Below are 18,146 nucleotides of genomic sequence, written 5' to 3' on the forward strand. Positions count from 1 at the left end.
GCCCGACGCCTGCCGACTGGGAAGGCGACCGGACCCCCGACCCCTGGTGCCCACCTCATGTCCTATCGCCTCGTGACCCGCTCGGACTTCGACGGCCTCGTGTGTGCTGCGCTCCTCGAGGAGCTCGGCCTCATCGACGACATCCTGTTCGTCCATCCCAAGGACATGCAGGACGGCGTGGTGGAGATCACCGATCGGGACATCACCACCAACCTTCCCTGGGTGGAGGGGGCACACCTCGTGTTCGACCACCACCTGTCGGAGACCCGGCGGGTTGGCGAGCAGGCCAACCACATCATCGATCCGGAGGCCCCGTCGGCAGCACGGGTGGTCTTCGACCACTACGGCGGCGCTGATGCCTTCCCGCGGATCAGCGACGACATGATGCGTGCGGTCGACCAGGCCGACTCGGCGCAGTACTCCCTCGAGGAGATCCTGCACCCCACCGGGTGGACGCTGCTGAACTACCTGATGGACGCACGGACGGGCCTCGGACGGTTCCGGACGTTCCGCATCAGCAACTACCAGCTGATGATGGCGCTCATCGAAGCCTGTCGCGAGCTGACCATCGAGGAGATCCTGGAGCTGCCCGACGTGGCCGAACGGGTCGAGCTCTACACCGAGCAGGCCCAGGCGTTCGCCGAACAGCTTCGCCGCTGCACCACGGTTCGTGGCGAGGTGGCGGTGCTCGACCTCCGTCAGGAGGAGACCATCCACGCCGGCAACCGCTTCATGATCTACGCGTTGTTCCCCGAGACGACCGTGTCGGTCCACGTGCTGTGGGGCAAGGGCCAGCAGAACACGGTGCTCGCGGTCGGCAAGTCGATCCTCAACCGGACCAACGACGTGTCCATCGGTGACCTGATGCTGGCCCACGGCGGCGGCGGACACCGCAACGCCGGCACCTGCCAGGTTGCGCACGGAGACGCCGTCGCAACGCTCGACACCGTCGTCGATGCCCTCAACGGCGCCGTCGTACCCGCCTGATCACTGGCTGACCCACCCCGGGCCGGGCCGGGGGTGACCCCGAGACGACCCGGGGGTGGTTGGGGGGAGATACGGGGGCCAGCCCCGATTCGCGCCACCTGCCCGAGGACGACGCTCGGGTCATGTCAACGACCTCCTCGCTCCAGCCGGCCGCCACGGCGGCCACGTCCACTCGTCCCGATGGCGCGTCCCACGATGCCGACCGCACTGCGCGCCTGCGGTGGGTCGATGCGGTGCGTGCCGCGTCCCTCCTGGTGGTCGTCCTCGGCCACTACCTGATCGCCGTCGTCGTCCTCCGCGACGACGACGTCACGGTGTCGGCCCTGCTCGACATCGCCCCGTGGACCCACCCCGTCACGTGGGCCGTCCAGGTCATGGCCTGCTTCTTCGCGGTGGGCGCGGTCGTCGCGGCCCCGCGCCTGGCCGACGACCTCGGATCGTCCACGGGCACCGTCTCCGGGTCCACGTTCCGGTCGGTGTGGCGAGCCCATGTCGCCAGCCGGGCGCGCCAGCTCGTGGTGCCGGCCCTGCCGTTGCTGGCCCTCTGGGTCCTCGGCGGCCCCGCAGTCGCGGGGCTGTTCGGTGCCGACCTGGTCGGTGTGGCCTCCCAGGCGGCCCTGGTGCCGTTGTGGTTCCTTGCCGTCTACCTGCTCGTGCAGGCCCTGCTGCCGATGGCGGTGCGGGTGGTCCAGCGGCACGGTGCCCTGCGACCGATCGTGCTGCTGCTCGCGGCCGCCGGCGCCGTGGATGCGCTGCACCTCGCCGGCGTGCCGTTCGTGGGCTGGTTGAACTTCCCGATCGTCTGGATGATCCCGTCCACCCTCGGTGTCGCCGTGGGCCTCGGGTCCCTCGACACGGTGCGCCTGTGGCGGGCCGGTGCGGCCGCGCTGGTGGTGGCGCTGGGCCTTGTCGCCCTGGCGGGCTACCCCGTGCCCGTCGTCGGCGTCACCGACGCCGCCCGGTCCAACAACTCCCCGCCGAGCCTGCTGCTGGCCGTCCACGGCCTTGCCTACGCCTGCACGGCGCTGTCGGTCGGACCCCGCCTGGAGGCGTGGCTGGGCCGGACCGCGACCCGTCGTCGGGCCCTGGCCGTCGCCGGTCGGTGGAGCATGGCGGTGTACCTGTGGCACATGACCGGCCTGGTGGCCCTCGTGGCGCTGGCCGTGCGCGTCGACCTGCCCGTCATCGACGCGGTGCTGGCCGTGGAGCCGCTGACCACGACCTGGTGGCTGGTCCACCCGGTCCAGATGGCCGCGGCACTGGTCGTGACCCTCGTGGTCATCGCCCTCGTGAGCCGTCCCAGCGCGTGGTTGCTCCGACGGTCGGCCGTCCACGCGCTCCCCGGGACGACACGAACGGTCGTCGCCACCCTGCTGGCGAGCGGCGGGATCGCCGACGTGGTCCTGCACGGGACCGCCGACGGCCGGGTGTGGGGCCCCCTCGCGCTCGTCGTCGCGACGGTCCTGCTCCACGACGTCCGGGACGAAACACGATCGTCACGAAGGAGGAGCAGGACCTGACCGTTCGTGCGGCGAACGTCGTGGCCATGCACTCCTTCTCTCGTCGTTCATTCCTCGCCGGGGCCGCCGCATCCAGCGCGGCCACCCTCCTTCCGGCCACCGGTGCAGCCGCCCTCGCCGGTGACCTCGTGTCGCGGGCCAGTCGGACCGAGCCGACCGCGCTCCTCAGGGTCCGCCTCACCGACGCCTTCCGGGAGGTCATGGCCGGGTTCGACCTCACCGAGCACGTGCACGACGGGCAGGTGGAGGTCGTCGCCTGGCCAGGGGACCGGGCCCGCCTGCGGGCAGCAGGGATCAGCTGGGAGGAAGTCGAGGGCGACCTCGGTGCCCGCTTCGTCGCCGACCGCCTCGCAGAGGCCGCGGACGGCCGAGCACGTCCGCAGGAACGCACCGGCTACCGCGTCCTCGACGACTACCGGGCCGACATGGACCGCTTGGTGGAGCTGGCACCTGACCTGGTCAGGCCGCTGCTGCTGGACAGCCCGCTCACCCACGAGGGACGGGCCATCCACGGACTCGTGATCGGTGCCGACGTCGCGGTGGCCGACAGCGACGGTCGGCCCCAGGCGATGATGTGCGGTCTGCACCACGCCCGGGAGTGGCCGTCGGGGGAGCTGACCATCATGTTCGCCGAGGCGCTGGTCGAGGGGTGGCTCGACGGCGATGCCGAGGTCACGGGCCTGCTGGAGCAGCTGTGTGTCTTCGTCATCCCGGTCAGCAACCCCGACGGGTTCGTCCGGTCCCGGGAAGCGGTCCCCTACGTGGAGGAGATCGCCGTCGTGGAGGGCCTGACCCTGCTGGCCCAGGAGGGCCCCTACCACCGCAAGAACCTGCTCAAGCACACTGCGCTGCCCGGGTCCTTCGAGCCCCAGCAGGGTGTCGACATCAACCGCAACTATCCCTACATGTGGGGCGGCGTCGGGGCGTCGGGGACCACGACCAGCCAGACACACTACGGCCCGGGACCCGGTTCGGAACCCGAGATCGAGGCCCTGACCGGGCTGTTCCGCTCGACCCAGATCCTGGCCGCGATCTCCAACCACACCTCCGGGGACCTGGTCCTGCGACCATGGGGCTGGACCCCCGCCGAGCCGCCGGACGAGGCCGCGTTGGCCGCCCTTGGCGACGACATGGCCGGGCCGATGGGCTACACCTCGGGTTCCTGGAACGAAGCGCTGTACCCGGGCACGGGCATCATCGACGACTGGATGTACGGCACGCTCGGGACCTACTGCTACACCCTCGAGCACGGGTCCTCGTTCCATCCGGTGTACGGCGACAACGTCCCGGGCTACTTCGCCGACAACTGGCAGGCGCACCTGAAGCTGCTCCGATCAGCCGTCGACACCGCGCAGCACGCCGTCCTGGTCGGCACGGCTGCCCCGGGCACCGTCCTGACGCTCGCGAAGGACATCAGCATCCCCCTGTCCCGCGCCGCCGACGGCGCGACCCGTGTCGAGGAGCACCTCGAGGCGACCATGGTGGTCGGGGAGGACGGCAGCTTCGCCTGGCACGTCAACCCCTCGGTGGGTGCCGAGACCCTGGAGTCGGGCGGACAGCCCGAGCACTACGTCCTGACCGCACAGGCGCCCGACGGGACCGTCCGGACCTGGTCCGGCGTGGCGCGACGGGGCGACGAGCTCGAGGTGCTGACGGCCGAGGGCTGACACCGGGTCCCCGGCTGGCCGGCCAGACGACGGGTGTGCGATCCTGCCCCGCACACCCACCCCGAGCCGAGGAGCACGCAATGCCCACGACCATGACCCTGACCGAGCTCGCCGAGGCCGGCGAGACCGACCTCGGCACCAGCGACTGGCTGGAGGTCACCCAGGACATGGTCAACCAGTTCGCCGACGCGACGCTGGACCACCAGTGGATCCACATCGACGTCGAGCGGGCCAAGGACGGTCCGTTCGGCGGGCCGATCGCCCACGGGTTCCTGACCCTGTCCTTCCTGCCGCACCTGGTGGGCCAGATCCTCCAGGTCACCGAGGTCAGCGCTGGCGTCAACTACGGCTTGGACAAGCTGCGGTTCACCAGCCCCGTGCCCGTCGGTGGTCGCGTCCGTGCCAACGGGCGCCTCCTGGAGACCCAGCAGAAGGGGCAGGGCATCATGGCGCGGGTCGAGGTGACCGTGGAGATCGAGGGCAGCGACCGTCCCGCGCTGATCGCCACCTGGCTGATCCTGCGCTACCCCTGAGCCACCCCGCGGGCGGCCGTCAGGCCAGACCCAGACCGTGCCCGGCCCACCCCACGAGACGCGCCGCGAACGGCTCCGTCGGTTCGGCGTAGACGAGCGGGGCCAGCAGCATCGCGTCGTGGCGCAGGACGTGTCGCTGGGCGTTGATGGCCCCGACGACCTGCTCGGTCCTCGCCGCATCGAGCGGCTGCTCGGCGCGGAGCACCTCGGCCAGGACCGCCAGGTCGTGGTCCTCCCCGAGGGCGTCGGTCAGGTCGTGCAGCAGCGACTCGGTCGCCGACATGACCTCGGGCCACGCCTCCTCCAGCAGCGACACGTGGTAGCGCAGGTACTTGACCCGCTTGCGCCAGTCGTGCCATTCCTCGGTGGTTGCGTCCGGGTCGTCGTCCAGCGTGTCGCGGAGCTCCTGCCAACGCGTTCGTCCACGCCGGTGGACGCGGGCGATGCTCGGCTCGAGGTGCGCGACGGCCATGGCGTCGGGCAGCGGCCAGTCCTCGATCCCGTCGGCGGCGTCCCGCAGGGCCCGGTGCGCCTCGGCCGGCAGATCGGCGTCGGCGGAGGCCGTTCGGACGCGACGGTACCGCTCGACCATGGCACCACGGACCTCGCTGGCGACCTCCTCGGGGCAGAGGTCGTCGTCGTCGCGTGCGGCCAGCAGGTCGACGGTCTCCACGAGCGCCCAGGCATCCCGCGCATCGCCGACAAGCCGGGCTGCATCCCGGAAGGCGGCGTTGATGGGGGAGTAGCCCTCGCCCAGGGCGTCACGGCAGAGTCGTGCCACGGCCCGGACCTTCTTGCAGCGCTTCCGGGCATCGTGCACCCCCTCGTCCCACGGGTCCTCCTGCTGGTCGTCGACCGCGTCGGCTGGATGGGCCATGCCGGCCGACAGGCTGTCGAGGCCGCGGGCGGCCTGCTCACCGGCGATGCGCCGCAGGGCGCTGGCCAGGTCCTCCTCGGGCTGGATCACGAAGGGCATGGCGCCCTCCTACCCCGTGCCGGCAGCCGACACACGGCCATTCGGGTCAGCCCACGCGGTTCTCGGCGGCGGCGACCAGCTCCTGCCCGTGCTCGAGGGCAGCCAACGCGATGGTCGCGATACGGGCGGCGGTGACCCGCCGGGAGGGTCCGGGCTGGAGGAGGTGGCTGACGAACAGCCGGATGGCCAGCTCGGCCACGATCTCCACCGCGGCGCGGTCGTGGACGGGCCAGCGGTCGAGGACCATGTGGGTGATCGCCCCGCCGGCCGTCTCGAGGATCTCCGAGGCGTCCGTGGTCACGACGGTCAGCAGGCCGTTGCCCGACTGCCCGGTCAGGACGGCATGGACCAACGGTGTGGCGTCGGCGTGCTCGAACGCCGAGACGAGGCCGGCCGCGAGAGCACCATGGAGGTCGTGCTCGGCGGCGGCTGCCTCGTTGAAGTCCACCAGCAGCCGCTGCGCGACGACCAGCGCGATGGCCCTGGCCAGGCCCTGCTTGTTGCCGAACTCGTTGTAGACCGTCTGCCGGCTGACCCCAGCGGACTGGGCCAGCTTGCTCATGGTGACCTCGTGCCAGGGAAGGCTCTGCGCCATGGCTTCGGCACGGGTCAGGAGGGCGGCTCGGGTCGCCGAGATCTCGGGCGAAGTCGTGTTGAACTGCATGACGTCACCGAACCCTACCGCCTGCCTCGCCGCTGTCCGCCCGTACCGGACTACGCTGTTCGGCATGACGACGTTGTTCGAATCGAAGTCCAAGCAGCAGATGAGTCGCGAGGACGCCGCCGCGCTCCTGCGGGACCTGGCCGACGCGCTCGCCCGGCACAACTCCGTGGGCGTCGACCAGGACGGGCGTCGGGTCACCGTCGCCGTTCCCGACGACGTGACCGTCGAGTTCGAGGTCGAGGTCGGGCCCGACGGGTCGGAGATCGAGCTGGAGATCTCCTGGTGACCCAACGGGCCCGCGTGTCCCGCTAGGCCTGCGCGGCCTTCAGCGCCTGCTCGAGGTCGGCGAGGATGTCGTCGATGTGCTCGATGCCGACGCACAGGCGCACCATGTCGGGTGTGACCCCGGCGGTGGCCAGCTCGTCCTCTGTCAGCTGACGGTGCGTCGTCGAGGCGGGGTGGGCCGCCAGTGACTTGGTGTCACCGATGTTGACCAGGCGGGTGAACAGCTCCAGGGCGTCGTAGAACCGTTCGCCGGCCTCGCGACCGCCGGTGATGCCGAACGACAGCAGCGCCGAGGGCTTGCCGCCCGTGTACTTCTTGGCCATCTCGTGATGGGCGGAGGACTCCAGTCCGGCGTACTCCACCCATTCCACCAGCTCGTGGGCTTCGAGGAACTCCGCGACCGCCTGGGCGTTCTCGCAGTGTCGTTCCATGCGCAGCGGCAGGGTCTGGATGCCCTGGATGATCTGCCACGCGTTCATGGGCGAGATCGCCGCACCGGTGTTGCGCAGCGCAACGGTTCGGGCACGACCGATGTACGCGGCCGGGCCGAGGGCCTCGGTGTACACCACGCCGTGGTAGGCCGGCTCGGGGTTGTTGAGCATGGGGAACCGCTCGGCGTTGGCGACCCAGTCGAAGGTGCCGCCGTCCACGATGACCCCACCGAGGGTCGTGCCGTGCCCGCCGATGTACTTGGTCAGCGAGTGCACGACGATGTCGGCGCCCCACTTGAGCGGCTTGATCAGGCTCGGGGTGGCGACGGTGTTGTCCACGATCACGGGGACGCCGTGGCGGTGGGACGCCTCGGCGACGGCCTCGATGTCGGGGATGTTGCCGGCCGGGTTGCCGATGGACTCGAGGAAGACCGCCACGGTCTTGTCGTCGATGAGCGCCTCGAGGTCCTCGGCGCTGTCGCTGGCGGCGAACCGGACGTCGATGCCGAGGTCGGGCAGCATGTGCTGGAAGAGGGTGAAGGTGCCGCCGTAGAGCTGCGGGACGGTGACCACGTTGTTGCCGGCCTTGGCGATGGTGAGGATCGCGTAGGTGATCGCGGCGCTGCCGGCGCTGGTCGCGAGCGCGGCGACGCCACCCTCGAGGGCGGCGAGGCGCTCCTCGAGGACCGCCTGCGTCGGGTTCATGATCCGGGTGTAGATGTTGCCCGGGACGGCGAGGTCGAACAGGTCCGCGCCGTGCTTGGCGTTGTCGAACTCGTAGGCCACCGTCTGGTAGATCGGCACCGCCACGGACTTGGTGGTGGGTTCGGTCTCGTAACCGGCGTGGATGGCGAGGGTTTCGTCGCGCATGTCAGGTTCTCCTAGCTGAGCGGATGGTCGGGGTGGACAGGGGTGGGATCAGAGCGACGCGAGGGGGTCGTCGGGGTCGACACCGGACATGAAGGGCACGCCGCGTTCGTGGTCGGTCAGGCGATAGACGAGCCCCAGCCAGTTGTTGAAGATGGCCTTGCCCGTGTCGGTCCATGTGTTGTCGAGCTCGCCGGACAGGGCCGCCTCGGGGAAGGCCGGGACCGGGTGGCCGGCCTCGACGGCACGGCCGGCCCGATCGACATGGTCCCAGGCGAAGCGGGCGGCACCCGGTGTCAGGTAGTGGTCGGGGAGGGGCGGCGCGCCGACGACCTCGCCCGCCAGGTACAGGTCCACCTCGCGCTTGAACTCCTTGAGGAGGCTGACCCGGTCGTACTCCGGGTGCCCCTGCAGGTAGACGGTCCGGATGCCGTCGGCGGAGGTACCCATGTGGAAGTCGCCGTCGAGGGACTCGATGAGCACCCGGACGCCGGCTTCGCGCAGCTCGCGGCTGCTGACGGCGTTCCAGCGGGAGTGGGGCACGTCGAAGCGGCTGTTGGTGTCCAGCAGCAGCGGGTGGGTGTCGTCGACCACGCGGTGCGGGAAGACGCCCCATCGCTTGTTCAGCAGGCGTCGGCGACGCACGCCGTAGCGCTGCTGCACCATCGCATGGGTTGCCAGGCACGAGCACAGGGTCGAGGTGACGTGCTCGTCGGCCCAGGCCATCACCTCGCCGAGGGGTTCCCAGAACGGCTCGTCGGCGAGGTCGGGGTTGCTGACGTTGGCGCCCGTGACGATCAGGGCATCCAGCCCCTCCTCACGAAGCTTGTCGAACGGCTCGTAGTACTCCTCGATCCATGCACGTGCCTCGGCGCTGCGTTCGAGGCCGGGCACGGTGAAGGGATGCACGTAGAGCTGCACGATGGCGTTGGACCCGCCGACCAATCGGATGAACTGTTGCTCGGTCACCTTCAGGGCCGCGTCCGGCATCATGTTGAGCAGCCCGATGTGCAGCTCACGGATGTCCTGGGTGAGGGCATCCTGGGCAGAGAGCACCGGCTGTCCGGCCTCCGCGAGGGTGCGGAAGGTGGGCAGCCCGGAGTGGGCAACGATCGGCATCGGCGTCCTTGGTCTGACGGGCGCCTGAACCTAACCCGCCACGGACGGCGTCACCACAGTGGCGAACGGTGACAACCGTCGCCCACCCAGGAAATCAGCTGCCGCCGAGCAGGCCGCCGACCACGCCGTCCACGACATCGCCGACGTCATCGACGACATCCCCGACGACGTCGCCCACGTCCTCGACCACGTCCGGGACGGGACCGGCCGGTGGCGCGGGGGGCGCGGGTGGCGCGGGTGGCGGCAGTGGCTGGGGGACGGGCTCGGGAAGGACGGTGTCGACGACCTGTTCGACGGTCTCGACCACCGTCTCGACCAGGTCGGCAACGGTGGGCACGACCGACGCCACGGGGGGCGGCAGGACCTCCTGGACCGACTCGACGGTCGACTCCACGGTGGACTCCAGCGCACCCTGGACCTGGGTGACCGGATCGGCGATGGGCTCGGGCAGGGCCTGCACGATCGGCCCGAGCGGTCCCCCGCTCGGCTCGGGTGCGGGAGTGCTGGTGGCCTGGGGAACCGGCGTCGTCGTCGGGGGCGTCGTCGGCGGTGGCTGGCTGGGCAGCGACGTCGGCGTGTCGGATGGCGTCGGGGTGGGGGTCGGGGTCGGGGTCGGCTGGGCGACTGGCGTCGGGGTCCGGTCCGGGGTGTCGTCGGGGCTCGACACGGTCTCGATGAGGGTCTGCGCCGCTGCAGCGATCAGCCCCTCCGGCACGGCGGTGACCTCGCCACCCGCGACGGTCAGCGTCGTGGCCGCAGGGGCGGCGCCCACCACCTCGTCCACCTCCACGACGGGACCGGCCCCGGCAACGACCGCCACTACACCCGCCCCGGCCAGCATGCCGGCGGCACCGACGCGACCGAACGCCTGGCCGATGGTGCGCAGCGGTGCCGCTGCGTCGAGCAGTCCGGCGGCGACGCCGCTGGCGGACAGCCCGGCGGAGGGCAGCGCGATGCGGGCCAGGCGATGCACCGGGACGGCGAGGAACGCCCGCACGATCGCGGGGTCGAAATGGGTGCCGGCCGAGTCGGCGAGCTCCTGCCGGGCGGACTCGAGGGTTCGCGGGGTGTTGTAGGTGCGCCTGGCGGTCATCGCCTCGAAGGCGTCCGCGACCGCGACGATCCGTCCGCCGAGGGAGATGGCGTCACCGGCAAGGCCGAACGGGTAGCCCGTGCCGTCGAACCGCTCGTGGTGGTGGAGGATCGCCTTGCCCCAGTCGCCGAGCCACGGGACGAGGGGTTCGGCCATGCGGAACCCGGCGACCGGGTGCTGCTGGATCTGGCGGTGCTCGTGGACGTCGAGGCGTCCGGGCTTGGTCAGCACCTCCGGTTCGACGACCAGCTTGCCGACGTCGTGGAGCAGGCCGGCCCACGCCAGCTTGTCCAGCTGCGTGCCCCGCAGGCCCATGGCCTGCCCGACGACCCTGGTGTAGGCCCGTACCCGTTCGCTGTGGCCGCGCGTCCGGCGGTCGTGGGCCGCGATCGCGGCGGCCAGGACGAGGATGCGTTCGGCGGCGGTGCGCTGGTCCGTCGGGGTCTCCGGCGACCGGGCGAGCGTCACCAGGTCCTTGGTCCGGTTGGCCCGCTGGGCCAGCTCGAAGCGGCTCGGGGCCGCGTCGGGGAACGCCGTGTCGATGCGCAGCAGCCACGCGAGGGGTGCCAGGCGGGCGGCCAGCCGCGTGACCCCGAACGCAACGGCCACACCCACGACCAGCAGCAGCGCGCCGGTGGTCAGGCGACCGAGGGCGCCGACGGGGGCAGGAAGCAGCTGGCGCAGGGCCGTGCAGGCCACCCACGCGGCAAGCGCGGGGCCGACAACCGCAACTGCGCGCAGCAGGGCGGCCAGGGTGCCCCGTCCACCCCAGCGTTGCCCATCGTGCGACTCGTCCGCCCTCATGTCACCGACAGTAGGGGCAGGGTGACGTAGGCGACCATGCCGAAAATCGACTAGTCCTTCGTCGATTTCCCTTCCGACGGGGGTCAAGCGCGGCGACGGAGGTGCCGACAGCAGGGGAGTGGAGGTCCTCCAACCCGTCTGGGACGAGCAGCCGGCCACGCGGTCCCGCGCCCGGTGGCGCCTCGTCGCGCTGGTCCTCCTCGGGGCGCTCGCCGTCGCCGCGGCGGGAGTCCTTCCCGGCCTGGCCGTCGCCGGCCCCGACACCAGGAACACCCTCGTGGTCTACGTCGCAGCTCCACCGGGCAGTGACTTCGATGCCCTCACCGCCGACGCGGCCCTCCACGAGGCCGAGCTCGCCATCGGCTGGATCGAGCAGCAGACCGGCCTCCGGTTCCGTCGAGGGCCCGGGTTCGCCGAGATCGTCGAGGTCACGGGGAACGCCGGGAGCTGGCTGGGGGATCCAGACGACGCCTACCTCCGGATCCACGAGGCCGTCACCGCCCGCGTCGGCCCGACCGTCTTCCCGCTGGTCCTGGCCGACGTCACCACCGACCACGAGCGAGCGCCTCGGCGGACGTGCGGCATCGGCGGCCCCGACGGGATCGTGCTCCTGCTGGGCAACTGTGCCGGCGACGACCTGCGGCGCAGCGCGGTCTGGCCGTCCACCGCCAGCTGGACGATCGCCCACGAGCTGCTCCACGGACTCGGTGCCGCCCGGGACTGCGCGCCCCACAGCACCGGCGACGGCCACGTCGACGACGACCCGTGGGACATCCTCAGCGCCGACCGCCCCGCGTCGGCCATCGGGCGGGCGGTCACGCTGGACGTGGGGCGGGACGACTACTTCGGGCACGGGATACCCGGCTGCCCCGACATCGCCGACAGCCCGCTCTGGGTCGACTGAAGGCCACGTCGACACGGCCCCGACGGTCTCGCTGGCCTTTGCGTTGCCCTGTGGTCGTCGAAGTAGCCTGCGCCGGTGACCATACCCACCGCCGCATACTCCGTCCGCCTCCGTGTCCGCCTCGACAACGTGCCCGGCACGCTCGGACGGCTCGCCATCGCCGTCGGTGAGGTGGGCGGCAACATCATCGCGCTGGAGGGGTTCGAGGCGAAGACCACCCACCTCGACGAGGACCTGATCGTCAACTGCATCGACGCCGCGCAGATGCAGGCCGTGCACGACGCGCTCCACGGGCTGGACGGCTGCGAGGTGCTGGAGTTCGAGGACCGCACCTTCGCGTTCCACGAGGCGGGCAAGATCGAGGTCGTCTCGACCATGCCCCTGCGGGACATGCACGACCTCTCGATGGCCTACACCCCGGGGGTGGCGCGGGTCTGCGAGGCGATCGCCGCGAAGCCGGAGATGGCGTACACCCACACCATCAAGAAGAACAGCGTCGCCGTGGTGTCGGACGGGACGGCGGTCCTCGGACTCGGGGACATCGGCCCCGAGGCCGCGATGCCGGTGATGGAGGGCAAGGCGCAGCTGTTCAAGACCTTCGGGGGCGTGGATGCCTACCCGATCTGCCTCGACGTGCCCACGGGTGACGTCGACGCCATCGTCGAGGCCGTCCAGCGGATCGCCCCGGGCTTCGGCGGCATCAACCTGGAGGACATCGCCGCGCCGCACTGCTTCGAGGTCGAGGCCCGGCTGCGCGAGTCCCTGGACATCCCCGTGTTCCACGACGACCAGCACGGGACCGCCGTCGTGGTCCTGGCGGCGCTGGAGAACGCGCTGAAGCTGGTCGGCAAGTCCATGGCGTCCCTGCGTGTCGCCATCCTCGGCGTGGGTGCATCGGGCACCGCCATCGCCAAGATCATGCTCGCCGCGGGCGTGGGTGACATCGTCGGTGTCGACCGGGGCGGCATCATCCATCCGGGTCGGGAGGGCCTCAACGAGGCCAAGCAGTGGTTCGTCGAGCACACCAACCGCAACCGGCTCACCGGCACCATCACCGACGCCCTGCGCGGAGCGGACGTCTTCGTCGGGGTCAGCGGACCCGGCCTGGTGTCGGTCGACGACATCGCGGGGATGGCGACCGACCCCATCGTTTTCGCCCTTGCCAACCCCACCCCCGAGGTGCTGCCGTCGGAGGTCGGCCACCTGGCGGCGGTGATGGCCACGGGACGCAGCGACTACCCGAACCAGATCAACAACGTGCTGGCCTTCCCCGGCATCTTCCGCGGGGCGCTGGACGCCCACGCCCACTCCATCACCGAGGGCATGAAGATCGCGGCGGCGCGGGCGATCGCCTCGTGCGTGCCCGAGGAGGCGCTGAAGGCCAGCGAGGTCATCCCGAGCGCCCTGGACACCCAGGTCGCCCTCGCCGTCGGCCGGGCCGTGGCTGCCGCCGCGGTGGCCGATGGGGTTGCACGGGTCCGCTGAGCGACGAGGGCGGGCCCGGGCGGTTCATGGCCGTTTCGAGCAGCTCACGCCGTGGACGAGGTCGCCGGTGCGGTAGGACCCCTGGACCGAGTCGCCCTCCCAGTGGGTCCCGACCAGGGTGAGGGTCCCCTCCGTGGTGCCCGGGTCGTCCAGCACCACACCCGAGACGGTGCCGTCGGGGTTGTCGTCGAGGCCGACGTCCACGATGGCGCGCCACCGTTCGTCGTCGGCGTCGGCGAACTCGATGACGACCTCGTCGTCGGCACCCAGGCGCCACTGGCCCTCGAGCGCCTCGAACCCGCTGATACCCAACCCGTCGATGACGATGGCCCCGCCGTCGGTGATGGTGACGTCGAACGATGTGGGTTCACCGTGGTCCACGTACACCGTGGTGGGCGGGTCGACGATGGTCCGGTCGTCGAACTCGGCGGCATGGCGGTCGAACGGCGCGGGCCAGGGGGCTTCGTGCCCGTCGACGTCCTCGACCGTCGTCGTGCCGGCCTGCTGATGGGTGCACGCCCAGGTGCCGCGAGCAAGCGCCTCGATTCCCGGGCCCCCTCCGCAGGCGTGCAGGACGCCACCGGCGAGGAGGGCCACGAGGATTCGCTGTCGCAGGAGCATGCTGCTGGAACCATAACAGCAACTCGGGTACGGGATCAGGTGCCCGCGAGCTCCTCGGTACGGCCGTCGGCGTGGCGGGCGAACCGCTTGACGTCGGGGCCGTGGTTGGGGTCGTTGACGTCCCACGGCCATCCACCGAAGCCGGTCTCGTTGTAGTCGGCGTAGGCCTTCTGGATGTCGGCCTTGGTCGTCATGACGAACGGCCCGTACTGCACGACGGGTTCACCGATCGGGCGTCCCTGCAGGACCAGCACCTCGGTGGTGTGGCCGTCGTCGGTGTTGCGGCCGCCGGGGGCGTCGTCGGTGATGCTGATGGGCACGTCGCACCGGACGACCGCACCCTCCCCACCCTGCACCTCGGTGTCACCGATCCGCACGGCGCCGTCACCGAACACGTAGACGACGCGCACGGAGTCGGGGTGGCCGGCAACGGGCATGGTCCACGACGACCCCTCCGACATGCCGAGGTGCCAGATGTTGACGTCGCTGTCGGCACGGGAGGCGTAGGAGTGCGGGGGAGGGGCGGGTGCCCGGTGTCCCTCCACGACCTGGCCGGCGACGACGGTGACGTGCACCGGCCGGCCGGCCTCGTCGAGCAGGGTGTGCTTGGGGATCTCGTGGTCCCACAGCATCGAGAAGTGGGGCTCGACCATCTTGTCGCTGGCGGGGAGGTTGATCCAGATCTGGAACAGCTCGGTCTCGTTGTGCTGGTCGTTGCGCAGCAGCGGGAACATCTCGGCGTGGACGACGCCGGAACCGGCGGTCATCCACTGGACGTCACCACGACCGAAGCGGGCGGCCGCCCCGAGCGAGTCGCTGTGGTCCATGTAGCCGCGGCGCATGAAGCTGATCGTCTCGAAGCCGCGGTGGGGATGCTGGGGGAAGCCCGGGACGAGTGACCCGTGGTACATCGACCAGCCGTCACGTCCGGAGAAGTCCATGCCGATGTTGCGCCCGACCAACGGCGCGCACGGCCCGAGCTCCTCGTCGCCCTCGGGGTAGTCGTCGTCGTGGTGGACGCAGAACAGGAACGGATCGACGGTCTGCCAGACCTGGCCCAGCTCGACCTTCTGGATGACGGCATCGGACGGTGTGTGCACGGGGCGCTCCTCTGGGGATTGGGTCCGGCGAGGTCGAGTGTGCGTCACGTGACCTCGCGACACCAGCCATTGTACGAATCCAAACAACTACTGCACGGACGCATGTCGAGTTGGAGTAAGGGGAACCTAACCTTAGGATGGCTCCCGTGTTCTCCGTCCTGACCCGCCGCCAGCTCGGGCTGCTCCTCGGCGCCGTCGTTCTGCTCGCCGTCGTCGTCCTCTGCAGCCTTGCGTTCGGTGCCCGCTCCGTGCCCGTCACCGAGGCCTGGCGATCCCTGGTGGACCCCGATCCGACGTCCAGCGACCACCTCGTCGTGCGCGACCTGCGCGTGCCCCGGACGATCGTGGGACTGGCCGTCGGTGGGGCCCTGGGCCTTGCCGGCACCGTCATGCAGGGCCTGACCCGGAACCCGTTGGCGGACCCCGGGGTGCTGGGCGTGAACGCGGGTGCGGCGGTCGGCGTCGTGGTGGCCATCAACGTCTTCGGCATCGGCTCGGCGCTGGGCTGGATGGGCTTCGCGATGGCCGGGGCCGCTGGTGCGTCCCTCGTCGTGCACCTGCTGGGCGCCCGCGGACGACACGCCTCCCCCGCAACGCTTGCGCTGGCCGGCGCGGCGGTCGCAGCCATGCTCACCGCCGTCACGACGGCGATCCTGCTGCTCGACCAGCGCACCCTCGACCAGTTTCGCTTCTGGGTCGTCGGATCCCTCACCGGCGGGGAGGACCGGGTGCTGGCCGCCGTCAGCCCGTTCCTGGTCGCCGGCGTGGTCCTCGCCCTGCTGCTGGGCCCGACGCTGAACGCGCTTGGGCTCGGGGACGACGTCGCCGTCTCGCTCGGGCATCGCATCGAGGTGGCTCGCGCCCTCGGGCTGCTCGCCGTCGTGCTGCTCGTCGGTTCGGCGGTGAGCATCGCCGGACCGATCGGGTTCGTCGGGCTGGTCGTCCCGCACGTGGCGCGAAGCCTCGGCGGTCCGGACCATCGCTGGCTCCTCCCGGCCTCCATCGTGCTCGCGCCGCTCCTGCTGGTCGGCGCCGACGTCGTCGGCCGTCTCGTCGTCCGCCCGGGCGAGCTGCAGGTCGGCATCGTGACGGCCCTCCTCGGCGCGCCGTTCTTCGTGGCCCTGGTCCGCCGACGCCGGTTGGTGGAGTCGTGACCGACCTCCTCGACCGAGCGGAGGCGACCTCGGTGCGGGCGCCGTCGCGGGCCGTGATCCGAATCGGCCCGCTGTCCTGGCGCGTCGAACGCCGGCTCGCGTGGACCAGCCTCGCCCTGCTCGGCGTCCTCCTCGGGATCTTCGCCCTGTCCATGGTGCTCGGGGACTATCCGGTACCGCTGGCCGACATCCCCGCCGCCGTGCTGGGGCAGGGGCCGGACGACATCCGCTTCGTCGTCAAGACCCTCCGGCTCCCACGTGCGCTGACCGGTGTGCTGGTCGGGGCCGCCTTCGGGCTCTCCGGTGCCCTCCTGCAGCGGGTGACGGGCAACGTGCTGGCGAGCCCCGACATCGTCGGGATCACGGCCGGCGCGTCGGCGGCGGCGGTCGCCCTCATCGTGATCGGGGCGACCAGCGTCGCCACCGTCACCCTCGGGGCCCTCGCCGGCGGCATCGTCGTGGCGGCCCTGGTGTATGCGTTGGCCTGGCGGCAGGGCGTCGACGGCTACCGGCTCGTGCTCGTCGGCATCGGCCTGTCCTCGGCGTCGATGGCCGTGGTCCAGTACCTCCTGACCCGCGCCGACCTGACCGACGCCAGCCAGGCGATGGTGTGGCTGACCGGCAGCCTCAACGGGCGCAGCTGGGATCACGTCGTGCCGATCACCCTCGTCCTGGCCGTGCTCGTCCCCCCGACGCTGCTGGGCGGGCGCTCGCTGCGCGCGCTGCAGCTCGGGGACGACGCCGCCCGGCAGCTCGGCCTGCGGGTCGAGACCGCACGCGGGTTGCTCGTCCTCGCGAGCGTCCTGCTGGCCGCCGTCGCCGTGGCCGCGGCCGGCCCCGTCGCCTTCGTCGCCCTGGCCGCACCGGCGATCGCCAGCAGGGTCACCGGCAGCGGTGGGGTCGCCCTCGTCCCGGCCATGGTGGTCGGCGCGTGCATGTTGCTCGGCGCCGACCTCGTTGCCCAGCACCTCCTGGGCGGCCTGCCGGTCGGCGTCGCGACCGCCATGGTCGGGGCGCCTTACCTGCTGTACCTGCTCTCGGCCGCCACCCGCTTCGGAGTGACCAGATGACCGCATCTCCCTCGACCGTGAGTCACCGACGCCAGGCCGACGGACGGGCCGGTTCGGCCGACGTCGTCGCGTCCGACGGACCGCTCGTCGCCAAGGGGGTGTCGCTGGCCTACGACGACCGCCTCGTCGTTGACGGGCTCGACGTCGTCGTGCCCGGCGGTCGGGTGACCGTGATCGTGGGCGCCAACGCCTGCGGGAAGTCGACGCTCCTGCGTGGCCTTGCCCGGCTGCTCCGCCCGTCGTCGGGGACCATCCACCTGGACGGGCAGGACATCCATCGGATGCCCACCAAGGAGGTCGCACGCCGGCTCGGCCTGCTGCCGCAGGCCCCGATCGCGCCGTCGGGTATCACGGTGGCCGACCTGGTCGGACGGGGCCGCCATCCGCACCAGCGCTGGTACGCGCAGTGGAGCGATGCCGACGAGGCGGCGGTGGGCGAGGCCCTGGCCGCCACCGGGACCACTGACCTTGCCGACAGGGCCGTCGACGAGCTGTCGGGTGGGCAGCGGCAACGTGTCTGGATCGCGATGGCCCTGGCGCAGCAGACCCCCGTCATGCTGCTGGACGAACCGACGACCTACCTGGACCTGGCCCACCAGATCGAGGTGCTGGACCTGCTCGCGGCCCTGAACCGGACGCATGGCCGAACGGTGGTCCTGGTCCTGCACGACCTGAACCAGGCGGCACGGTACGGCGATCACCTGATCGCGATGCAGGGCGGGCGCATCGTCGTGGAGGGCCCACCGTCGGCGGTCGTGACCGCCGAGCGCGTCGAGGAGGTCTTCGGGTTGCCGTGCCGGATCATCACCGATCCGGTGTCGGACACGCCCCTCGTGGTCCCGCTCGGCGCCGCCCACCGGAGGTAG

Annotated in this window: 17 protein-coding genes; 10 read left to right on the plus strand and 7 right to left on the minus strand. The window is 71.3% G+C overall.

The features are described from left to right. Positions 1-57 precede the first annotated feature (57 nt). The 4 genes from DVS28_RS13080 (at position 58) to DVS28_RS13095 (ending at position 4,707) form a co-directional block, all read left to right on the plus strand. Complete coding sequence (locus DVS28_RS13080; RefSeq protein ID WP_114591836.1) at positions 58-987, plus strand: exopolyphosphatase; 930 nt, start codon at positions 58-60, stop codon at positions 985-987. Positions 988-1,109: 122 nt separating this feature from the next. Continuing rightward, positions 1,110-2,507: an acyltransferase family protein gene (locus DVS28_RS13085; protein WP_114591837.1), complete on the plus strand. Its 1,398-nt coding sequence runs from the start codon at positions 1,110-1,112 to the stop codon at positions 2,505-2,507. 26 nt (positions 2,508-2,533) lie between these two features. Further along, positions 2,534-4,174 carry a M14 family zinc carboxypeptidase gene (locus DVS28_RS13090; protein ID WP_114591838.1) on the plus strand — a complete coding sequence of 547 codons (1,641 nt, stop codon included), beginning with the start codon at positions 2,534-2,536 and terminating at the stop codon, positions 4,172-4,174. Positions 4,175-4,254: 80 nt separating this feature from the next. Continuing rightward, positions 4,255-4,707 carry a MaoC family dehydratase gene (locus DVS28_RS13095; protein WP_114591839.1) on the plus strand — a complete coding sequence of 151 codons (453 nt, stop codon included), beginning with the start codon at positions 4,255-4,257 and terminating at the stop codon, positions 4,705-4,707. A 19-nt stretch (positions 4,708-4,726) separates the two neighbouring features. Here the strand turns inward: DVS28_RS13095 and DVS28_RS13100 are convergent, their stop codons facing one another. Together DVS28_RS13100 and DVS28_RS13105 are read right to left on the minus strand one after the other, a co-directional pair. Then, entirely contained in the window at positions 4,727-5,683 is a 957-nt protein-coding gene (locus tag DVS28_RS13100; RefSeq protein ID WP_114591840.1) for a CHAD domain-containing protein, read from the minus strand. A gap of 46 nt (positions 5,684-5,729) precedes the next feature. Continuing rightward, positions 5,730-6,347 carry a TetR/AcrR family transcriptional regulator gene (locus DVS28_RS13105; protein ID WP_164710483.1) on the minus strand — a complete coding sequence of 206 codons (618 nt, stop codon included), beginning with the start codon at positions 6,345-6,347 and terminating at the stop codon, positions 5,730-5,732. Positions 6,348-6,411: 64 nt separating this feature from the next. Here DVS28_RS13105 and DVS28_RS13110 point away from each other — a divergent pair, with 64 nt between their 5' ends. Then, positions 6,412-6,633 (plus strand): amphi-Trp domain-containing protein, encoded by a 222-nt coding sequence (locus DVS28_RS13110; RefSeq protein WP_114591842.1) that lies wholly within the window; start codon positions 6,412-6,414, stop codon positions 6,631-6,633. A gap of 22 nt (positions 6,634-6,655) precedes the next feature. On the opposite strand, the gene DVS28_RS13115 is transcribed toward DVS28_RS13110, so the two are convergent. From DVS28_RS13115 to DVS28_RS28390, 3 genes are all read right to left on the minus strand, one after another. Continuing rightward, complete coding sequence (locus tag DVS28_RS13115) at positions 6,656-7,933, minus strand: O-acetylhomoserine aminocarboxypropyltransferase/cysteine synthase family protein (RefSeq protein WP_114591843.1); 1,278 nt, start codon at positions 7,931-7,933, stop codon at positions 6,656-6,658. 48 nt (positions 7,934-7,981) lie between these two features. Beyond that, a complete protein-coding gene (gene metA / locus DVS28_RS13120) occupies positions 7,982-9,049 on the minus strand; it encodes a homoserine O-succinyltransferase MetA (RefSeq protein WP_114591844.1) in 1,068 nt (355 codons plus the stop codon). 94 nt (positions 9,050-9,143) lie between these two features. Next, positions 9,144-10,946 carry an HD-GYP domain-containing protein gene (locus DVS28_RS28390; RefSeq protein WP_114591845.1) on the minus strand — a complete coding sequence of 601 codons (1,803 nt, stop codon included), beginning with the start codon at positions 10,944-10,946 and terminating at the stop codon, positions 9,144-9,146. 118 nt (positions 10,947-11,064) lie between these two features. On the opposite strand from DVS28_RS28390, the gene DVS28_RS13130 reads away from it, so the two are divergent. Next, a complete protein-coding gene (locus tag DVS28_RS13130) occupies positions 11,065-11,850 on the plus strand; it encodes a hypothetical protein (protein WP_114591846.1) in 786 nt (261 codons plus the stop codon). 75 nt (positions 11,851-11,925) lie between these two features. After that, positions 11,926-13,335, plus strand: coding sequence for an NAD-dependent malic enzyme (locus tag DVS28_RS13135; protein ID WP_114591847.1), 1,410 nt, complete (start codon positions 11,926-11,928; stop codon positions 13,333-13,335). 24 nt (positions 13,336-13,359) lie between these two features. Here the strand turns inward: DVS28_RS13135 and DVS28_RS13140 are convergent, their stop codons facing one another. Together DVS28_RS13140 and DVS28_RS13145 are read right to left on the minus strand one after the other, a co-directional pair. Then, on the minus strand, positions 13,360-13,956 hold the full coding sequence (locus DVS28_RS13140) for a hypothetical protein (protein WP_114591848.1): 597 nt from the start codon (positions 13,954-13,956) through the stop codon (positions 13,360-13,362). 35 nt (positions 13,957-13,991) lie between these two features. After that, complete coding sequence (locus tag DVS28_RS13145) at positions 13,992-15,056, minus strand: pirin family protein (RefSeq protein WP_114591849.1); 1,065 nt, start codon at positions 15,054-15,056, stop codon at positions 13,992-13,994. A gap of 137 nt (positions 15,057-15,193) precedes the next feature. On the opposite strand from DVS28_RS13145, the gene DVS28_RS13150 reads away from it, so the two are divergent. The 3 genes from DVS28_RS13150 to DVS28_RS13160 are packed head-to-tail and all read left to right on the plus strand — an operon-like array spanning position 15,194 to position 18,146. Then, positions 15,194-16,210 carry a FecCD family ABC transporter permease gene (locus DVS28_RS13150; protein WP_114591850.1) on the plus strand — a complete coding sequence of 339 codons (1,017 nt, stop codon included), beginning with the start codon at positions 15,194-15,196 and terminating at the stop codon, positions 16,208-16,210. Beyond that, positions 16,207-17,280: a FecCD family ABC transporter permease gene (locus tag DVS28_RS13155; protein WP_216826010.1), complete on the plus strand. Its 1,074-nt coding sequence runs from the start codon at positions 16,207-16,209 to the stop codon at positions 17,278-17,280. The genes DVS28_RS13150 and DVS28_RS13155 overlap by 4 nt, the downstream gene beginning before the upstream one ends. Further along, entirely contained in the window at positions 17,277-18,146 is an 870-nt protein-coding gene (locus DVS28_RS13160; protein WP_114591851.1) for an ABC transporter ATP-binding protein, read from the plus strand. The genes DVS28_RS13155 and DVS28_RS13160 overlap by 4 nt, the downstream gene beginning before the upstream one ends.

The organism is Euzebya pacifica (assembly GCF_003344865.1).
Classification (GTDB): Bacteria; Actinomycetota; Nitriliruptoria; order Euzebyales; family Euzebyaceae; genus Euzebya; species Euzebya pacifica.

What these genes read in the sequence shown, in the direction of transcription:
- DVS28_RS13110 (WP_114591842.1), top strand. Translation starts at nt 6,412, where the DNA reads ATGACGACGTTGTTCGAATCGAAGTCCAAGCAGCAGATGAGTCGCGAG.
- DVS28_RS13140 (WP_114591848.1), bottom strand. Translation starts at nt 13,956, where the DNA reads ATGCTCCTGCGACAGCGAATCCTCGTGGCCCTCCTCGCCGGTGGCGTC.
- DVS28_RS13100 (WP_114591840.1), bottom strand. Translation starts at nt 5,683, where the DNA reads ATGCCCTTCGTGATCCAGCCCGAGGAGGACCTGGCCAGCGCCCTGCGG.
- DVS28_RS13085 (WP_114591837.1), top strand. Translation starts at nt 1,110, where the DNA reads ATGTCAACGACCTCCTCGCTCCAGCCGGCCGCCACGGCGGCCACGTCC.
- DVS28_RS13080 (WP_114591836.1), top strand. Translation starts at nt 58, where the DNA reads ATGTCCTATCGCCTCGTGACCCGCTCGGACTTCGACGGCCTCGTGTGT.
- DVS28_RS28390 (WP_114591845.1), bottom strand. Translation starts at nt 10,946, where the DNA reads ATGAGGGCGGACGAGTCGCACGATGGGCAACGCTGGGGTGGACGGGGC.
- DVS28_RS13095 (WP_114591839.1), top strand. Translation starts at nt 4,255, where the DNA reads ATGCCCACGACCATGACCCTGACCGAGCTCGCCGAGGCCGGCGAGACC.
- metA (WP_114591844.1), bottom strand. Translation starts at nt 9,049, where the DNA reads ATGCCGATCGTTGCCCACTCCGGGCTGCCCACCTTCCGCACCCTCGCG.
- DVS28_RS13150 (WP_114591850.1), top strand. Translation starts at nt 15,194, where the DNA reads ATGGCTCCCGTGTTCTCCGTCCTGACCCGCCGCCAGCTCGGGCTGCTC.
- DVS28_RS13115 (WP_114591843.1), bottom strand. Translation starts at nt 7,933, where the DNA reads ATGCGCGACGAAACCCTCGCCATCCACGCCGGTTACGAGACCGAACCC.
- DVS28_RS13160 (WP_114591851.1), top strand. Translation starts at nt 17,277, where the DNA reads ATGACCGCATCTCCCTCGACCGTGAGTCACCGACGCCAGGCCGACGGA.
- DVS28_RS13105 (WP_164710483.1), bottom strand. Translation starts at nt 6,347, where the DNA reads ATGCAGTTCAACACGACTTCGCCCGAGATCTCGGCGACCCGAGCCGCC.
- DVS28_RS13090 (WP_114591838.1), top strand. Translation starts at nt 2,534, where the DNA reads ATGCACTCCTTCTCTCGTCGTTCATTCCTCGCCGGGGCCGCCGCATCC.